4 protein-coding genes are annotated in these 6395 nt (G+C 73.2%); 2 read left to right on the plus strand and 2 right to left on the minus strand.

What is annotated here, in order from left to right; all coding sequences use genetic code 11:
* Positions 1 to 61: 61 nt before the first annotated feature.
* Positions 62 to 1702 carry an acyl-CoA carboxylase subunit beta gene (locus BN12_RS20825; RefSeq protein ID WP_083454819.1) on the minus strand — a complete coding sequence of 547 codons (1641 nt, stop codon included), beginning with the start codon at positions 1700 to 1702 and terminating at the stop codon, positions 62 to 64.
* Positions 1703 to 1728: 26 nt separating this feature from the next.
* Positions 1729 to 3030 (minus strand): beta-ketoacyl-[acyl-carrier-protein] synthase family protein, encoded by a 1302-nt coding sequence (locus tag BN12_RS20830; RefSeq protein WP_083454820.1) that lies wholly within the window; start codon positions 3028 to 3030, stop codon positions 1729 to 1731.
* Positions 3031 to 3668: 638 nt separating this feature from the next.
* Here BN12_RS20830 and BN12_RS20835 point away from each other — a divergent pair.
* Positions 3669 to 5378, plus strand: a complete 1710-nt coding sequence (locus tag BN12_RS20835) for a substrate-binding domain-containing protein (protein ID WP_048555466.1) — start codon at positions 3669 to 3671, stop codon at positions 5376 to 5378.
* Between the two features lie 192 nt (positions 5379 to 5570).
* Positions 5571 to 6395 (plus strand): aminotransferase class I/II-fold pyridoxal phosphate-dependent enzyme (locus BN12_RS20840; RefSeq protein WP_048555468.1); only part of this gene is annotated, 825 nt, incomplete at its 3' end.

Below are 6395 nucleotides of genomic sequence, written 5' to 3' on the forward strand. Positions count from 1 at the left end.
GACCGGATCCGACCACGACAACCCCGCACGTGCCGAGTTGATGTCCTCGCCCATCGACGCCTCACATCGGCGGGTTGCCGTGGCGACGCGCCGGCACGGGGCGGTCCTTCGTCCGGAGCATCCGCAGCCCCTCGACGAGGACCCGCCGCGTGTCCCGAGGGTCGATGATCTCGTCGACGAAGCCACGCTCGGCGGCGTTGTAGGGGTGCATGAGCTCGGCGGCATACGCCGCGGCCAGCTCTTCGCGGAGCCGCTCCGGATCATGGGCGGCGGCGAGCTCCCGCCGGTGGACGACGCTCGCCGCTCCCGAGGCGCCCATGACGGCGATCTCGTTGGTCGGCCAGGCGAAGGACAGGTCCGACCCGGTGCCGAGGGAGTCCATGACGATGTAGGCGCCACCGTATGCCTTCCGCAGGACGACCTGGACGCGCGGCACCGTCGCCTCGCAGTAGGCATACAGGAGCTTCGCGCCGACCCGGATGACCCCCGCATGCTCCTGGTCGACGCCGGGGAGGAACCCCGGCACGTCGACGAGCGTGACGAGGGGGATGTTGAAGGTGTCGCACGTGCGGACGAAGCGGGCCGCCTTCTCCGAGGCGTCGATGTCGAGGACGCCCGCCTTGGACAGGGGCTGGTTGCCGACGATCCCGACGACGTGGCCGTCGAGCCGGGCGAGCGCGCAGACGACGTTCGTCGCCCACCGCTCGTGGACCTCCATGAGCTCGCCGTCGTCGACGATCTCGCGCGCGACGGCCCGGATGTCGTACGGGCGGCGCGGATCGGTCGGGACGACGTCGAGGAGCCGGTCGCAGCGGCGGCCCGGGTCGTCGTCGGGCTCGTAGGCGGGCGGCGGCTCCCCGTGGTTCGCCGGAAGGAGCGAGAGCAGGTACCGGACGTCCGCGAGGCAAGCCTCCTCGGTCGCGGCGACGAACGAGGCGACCCCCGACCGGGCCCCGTGGACCGCCGAGCCGCCGAGCTCCTCCTGGGTGACGCGCTCGCTCGTCACGGCGGCCACGACGTCGGGACCGGTGAGGAACATGTGCGACGTGCCGTCCACCATGAAGACGAAGTCGGTGAGCGCCGGGGAGTATGCCGCGCCGCCGGCACACGGTCCGAGGATGACGCTGACCTGTGGGATGGTTCCGGAGCTCTGGACGTTGCGGCGGAAGATGCCGGCATACCCGTCGAGGGCGGCGACGCCCTCCTGGATCCGGGCCCCCGCCCCGTCGTTGAGTCCCACGATCGGGGCACCGACCGAGAGGGCGAGGTCCTGGACGCGCTGGATCTTCGCCGCCTGGGCCGCCCCGAGCGCACCGCCGAAGATCCGGAAGTCGTGGGCGTAGACGAAGACCTTGCGGCCGTGGACGAGACCCCAGCCCGTGACGACCCCGTCGGTGTAGGGACGCTGACGCTCCAGACCGAACCCCGACGCCTCGTGACGCCGGAACGTGCCGAGCTCGGTGAAGGTCCCCGGGTCGAGGAGCAGCGCGACCCGCTCGCGCGCGGTGAGCTTGCCCCGTGCGTGCTGCCGTTCGGTGGCGCGGGGGTCGTCGGTCCGCTCGGCCCGCGCGCGCTCCCGCTCGACGTCGGCGGCCTGCTCGGCGAGGGTGGCAGCCGTGCACGCCCCCGCCGCCGGGACCGGCCGCAGCCGCGGTCGCCCCGGCCCGTCGGGTTCCGGTCGCTCGATGGGATGGGTCGACATCGGTCATCGTCCCTTCTCGGGGGTCGTCATGCGGCGGCCACGTCGTCGGCGTATGCGACCCGTCTCGAGGGGAGGCTGCGCGCCACCCCGGCGCTCGTCGGAAGGGGACGGATGGCGAGGCATACGTTGTGCCCTCCGAAGCCGAAGGAGTTGGTGAGGGACAGGCCTGCGGGGATCGTTCTCGACGTCCCCGTCACGACATCGAGGTCGATCGCCGTGTCGAGGCGGTCGAGGTTGAGGGTGCCCGGCACGAGTCCCTCGTGGGCCGACAGGACGGTGACGATCGCCTCCAGCGCTCCCGCCGCGCCGAGCAGGTGTCCGGTCATCGACTTCGTCGCCGTGACGGCCGGCCGGCACCCCGGTCCGAGGGCGGCGTTGATGGCGAGCGACTCGGCCGTGTCGCCGAGCGGCGTCGAGGTGGCGTGGGCGTTGACGTGGACGACGGCGCGGGCCTCCTCCCCCGCGTCCGCGAGTGCCGTCCGCATCGCGCGGGCGGCGCCGCTCCCGCTGGGGTCGGGAGCGACGACGTGGTGGGAGTCGGCGCTCATCCCGGCGCCGGCGAGCTCGGCATACGGGACGACGCCGCGCCCGCGGGCATGCGTCGCGGACTCGAGGACGAGGATCGCGGCGCCCTCGCCGAGCACGAACCCGTCGCGGTCCGCATCGAACGGACGGGACGCCTCCGACGGCCGGTCGCCGCGGCCGGAGAGCGCGCGGATCGCCGAGAACCCGGCGATGGACAGCTGGTGGACGGCGGCCTCGGCCCCGCCGCAGACGACGATGTCGGCCCGCCCGGCGCGGATGAGGTCGAGTGCGAGGGCGATCGCCTCGGCGCCGGACGCGCACGCCGAGACGGGCGTGTGGACCCCGGCGCGGGCGCCGAGCTCGAGACCGATGGTCACGGCCGGCCCGTCCGGCATGAACATCGCGAGGCTGTATGGCGACACGCCCCGGGAGCCGCGCTCGGCGAGGTTGCGCCCCTGCTGCAGCAGCGTGCCGAAGCCGCCGACACCCGAGCCGACGACGACGGCGAGCCGGTCGGGGTCCACCTCGGGACGGCCCGCATCGTCCCAGGCCTCCCGCGCGGCGACGAGGCCCAGCTGCTGGACCCGGTCCAGTCGCCGGCTCACGGGTGCGCCGAGGACGTCACCCGGCTCGTGCCGCACCGGTGCGGCGATCCGCACGGGCAGCTCCTCCGCCCACGGCTCGTCGAGGCGGCGCACCCCGGAACGACCTGCGAGGAGCGCCTCCCAGAGCTCCGCGACGTCGGCTCCGACCGGGCAGGTCGCGCCGAGTCCGGTGACGACGACGCTGGTGTGTCCATCCATGAGACTCCCCCGGGTTTCCGATCCTGTATGCCGCGGGCTCGAGGTCGTGTCCTCGCCCGGGCTTGGCCGTCAGCGCTCCGGCTGGCGGTCGTACTGTCGAGTAGGAGCGTCCGGACAGCCCTGAGATACGGCGGCGTCCGGCGCTTTTCGGTCGGTTCGGACGTCGCGCCCCGCCCACCGCCTGTGGTTCGCCGAACTCGCCAAGCCTCGCGGTCCCCCGCCAGTCCGCCTGCCGCTGGTGGCTCGCGCTATAGCTCGTACTCCCTTCCCCACAAGCGTTTCTCGGGTCGCGACCCCTCGTGCACCGCTCCACGACAACCCCGCACGTGCCGACTTGACGTCCCCGAATCGGCTCCCCGACCACGGGAAGCTCGCACGTGCCGAGTTGATGTCCGTGGATCGGCGATCAGACGACATCTTCTCGGCACGTGCGGAGTTGAGGTCGCCTGGCGGGGTGGAGGACCACGGGAAGCCCACACGTGCCGACTTGAGGTCCCCGAACCGGCTCCCCGACCACGACAAGCCAGCACGTGCCGAAGCGGGGCGTTCCCGGCCGATCCGACGTATCAGCCGCGCACGTTCGCCCTCCCTAGTCGATGAGGCGCGCTGCGGACCGCGCCCACGCCGAGGAGAGCTCCATGACCCACGCTCGTCACGTCCACCCCCGGCCGGGCCGTCGTGCCCGGCCCCGGCTGGCGCTCGGGGCGGCAGGCGTCGCCGTCCTCTCGGTGCTGGCCGTCGCGACAGTCGTCACGAGGTCACCGGCGAGCACGCCGGAGTGTGCGACGGCGTCCCGGCCGCTGCGGGTCGTCGCCGCACCGGAGATCGCGCCGGTCGTCGCCAAGGTCGCCGCCATCGGCGCTCCGTCCGGTGACGGCGGATCGTCCGGCCACGGCGGATCGTCCAGCGTGGACGCGTCGTGCGGCCGGACCGTCGTCGTCGCAGCCGACCCGGCGACGGTCGCCGCGGAGCTCTCGCAGACCGCGACCGACCGACCGGACGTCTGGATCCCCGACTCCTCGACGTGGACCGAGCGGCCGACGACACCGGGCACGGGCGTGCCGGTCGACAACCCGTCGGTGGCGCACTCGCCGCTCGTCCTCGCCGTTCCACAAGCCGTCGCGCGCGCGGCGCACCACGGAAGCGGTCCCGTGACCGTCGCCGACCTCGTGACCAGAGCGGCCGCCGGGGACACCGTGCCGTGGGCGGTCGGCGACCCGAGCAGGACCTCCGCCGGGGTCGGCGCCGTCGTCGAGCTGCGCGCCGAGGTCGCGACGAGGGCCCACGCCGACGCCCTCCTCACGACGGTGTTCCAGGGCGCTCGCCGCGACCTGACGCCCGGCACGGCCGCAAGCCTCGCCACCGTCGGATCGCAGCAGATCGCCGTGCCGGTCGCCGAGCAGATCCTCTACGCGCACAATGCCGCACATCCCGCGGACCGGCTCGTCGCCGCATACCCGACCCACGAGCGGTTCTCCCTCGACTACCCGTTCGTCGTCCTCGCCGCCGACGGGGCTCGGCGCGCCCAGGCGGCGGACCTGCTCGCCGAGCTCCATTCCGGGCTGGGGCGCAACCTGCTCGCCGACGCCGGCTTCCGGACGACGTCCGGTGCGGCGACCGGCCCGTTGACGACCGCGTGGGGCATCACCGCGACCGAGCCCGGCACCGCGCCGACCCCGGCGGGCCCCACGGTCACCGAAGCCGTCGACGCGTTCCGCGCCGTGACCCTCGGCTCGAAGCTCCTCGTCGTCATCGACGTCTCCGGCTCGATGGCCTACCCCGTCCCGGGGGCACCCGGTGCCACGCGCCTCGACCTCGCGCTCGAGGCCGCCGTCAACGGGCTGGCCCTCTACCCCGACGCGACGAAGGTCGCCCTGTGGACCTTCTCGACCGGGCTCACACCGACGACCGACTACAAGGCCCTCGTGCCGTACACCTCGCTCGGCCGGTCAGCGGACGGCTCGACCGGGCGGCAGCGGCTCGCGCAGGCCCTCCAGCGGATCACCGTCAAGGCCCACGGCGACACCGGGCTCTACGACACCGTCCTCGCCGCGGTCCGGTCGGCACGTCGCGCCTGGGACCCGAACCGGGCCAACTCCGTCGTCGTCATCACCGACGGCGCGAACGACGACCCGCACGGCATCAGCCTGCCCACCCTGCTGCGCACCCTCCGCGCGGAGAACGACCCGGCCCGGCCGGTCCGCGTCTACAGCATCGCCTACGGGCCGAGTGGCGACCTCTCCGCGCTCACGGCGATCAGCAAGGCCGTCGGCGGCCGGGCCTATCCGGCGCGGGACCCGCGAACCATCGGTGCGGTGCTCCAGGACGCCATCGGCCGACGCGCCTGACCGGACTCGCCGCCCGACCAGGGCCAACCGGCCGCCGACCCGACCACCAGCCCCGACCCGAGACGCCAACCATCGAGCCGAACCGCGACCCCCGCCACGACAGCTGAGCCGAACCACCCGGAATCGCCTGTGTATCAAGCGAACCCAACGCTCCTCTTCCTTCACAGACCCCGTCCACCACAGGAGGATCCCGTGGACCTGTTCGACAAGTGCCGAGCCTTCACCTCCGCTCGCGAGGCCATGGGTGCGGGCATCTATCCCTACTTCGCGCCTTTCGAGAACAGCGACGCGACGACCGCGCGCCTCGACGGCCGGGAGATCGTCATGGCCGGGTCGAACAACTACCTCGGCCTCACGAAAGACCCGCGGGTCGTCGGCGCCGCCCGGGCGGCACTCGAGGAGTCGGGAACCTCGTGCACCGGCTCCCGGCTGCTCAACGGCAACCTGCGCCTCCACGAGGAGCTCGAGGCCGAGCTCGCCGACTTCCTCGGCAAGCCGGCCGCCCTCGTCTTCTCCACCGGGTACGGCGCGAACGTCGGCACGATCAGCGCCCTCATGGCCCGTGGCGACACGATCGTCCTCGACCGCGAGGCGCACGCCTCCGCGATCGACGGGTCGCAGATGACCCTGGGGCGGGTCCGGTTCTTCGCGCACAACGACGTCGACGACCTGCGTCGCAAGCTCGTCCTCGCGGGACGCGACGGCGGCGGCATCCTCGTCGTCGTCGACGGCGTCTACTCCATGGGGGGCGACGTGTGCCCGCTCCCCGAGATCGTCGCTGCCGCAAAGGAACACGGCGCCACGCTTCTCGTCGACGACGCCCACGGTGTCGGTGTGCTCGGCGAGGGGCGCGGGACGAGCGCCGCGCTCGGCCTCACCGACGAGGTCGACCTCATCACGATCACCTTCTCCAAGTCCTTCGCCTCCATCGGGGGCGCGGTCCTCGGCGACGCCGACGTCATCCACTACCTGCGCCACCACGCCCGCGCCGAGATCTTCTCCGCGAGCCTCTCCCCG

The organism is Nostocoides japonicum T1-X7, from assembly GCF_001046855.1.
GTDB classification, from domain to species: domain Bacteria; phylum Actinomycetota; class Actinomycetes; order Actinomycetales; family Dermatophilaceae; genus Nostocoides; species Nostocoides japonicum.

Bases quoted from the DNA above. Each gene is read 5' to 3' on its own strand.
- BN12_RS20825 (WP_083454819.1), bottom strand. From the start codon at position 1,702: ATGTCGACCCATCCCATCGAGCGACCGGAACCCGACGGGCCGGGGCGA.
- BN12_RS20830 (WP_083454820.1), bottom strand. From the start codon at position 3,030: ATGGATGGACACACCAGCGTCGTCGTCACCGGACTCGGCGCGACCTGC.
- BN12_RS20835 (WP_048555466.1), top strand. From the start codon at position 3,669: ATGACCCACGCTCGTCACGTCCACCCCCGGCCGGGCCGTCGTGCCCGG.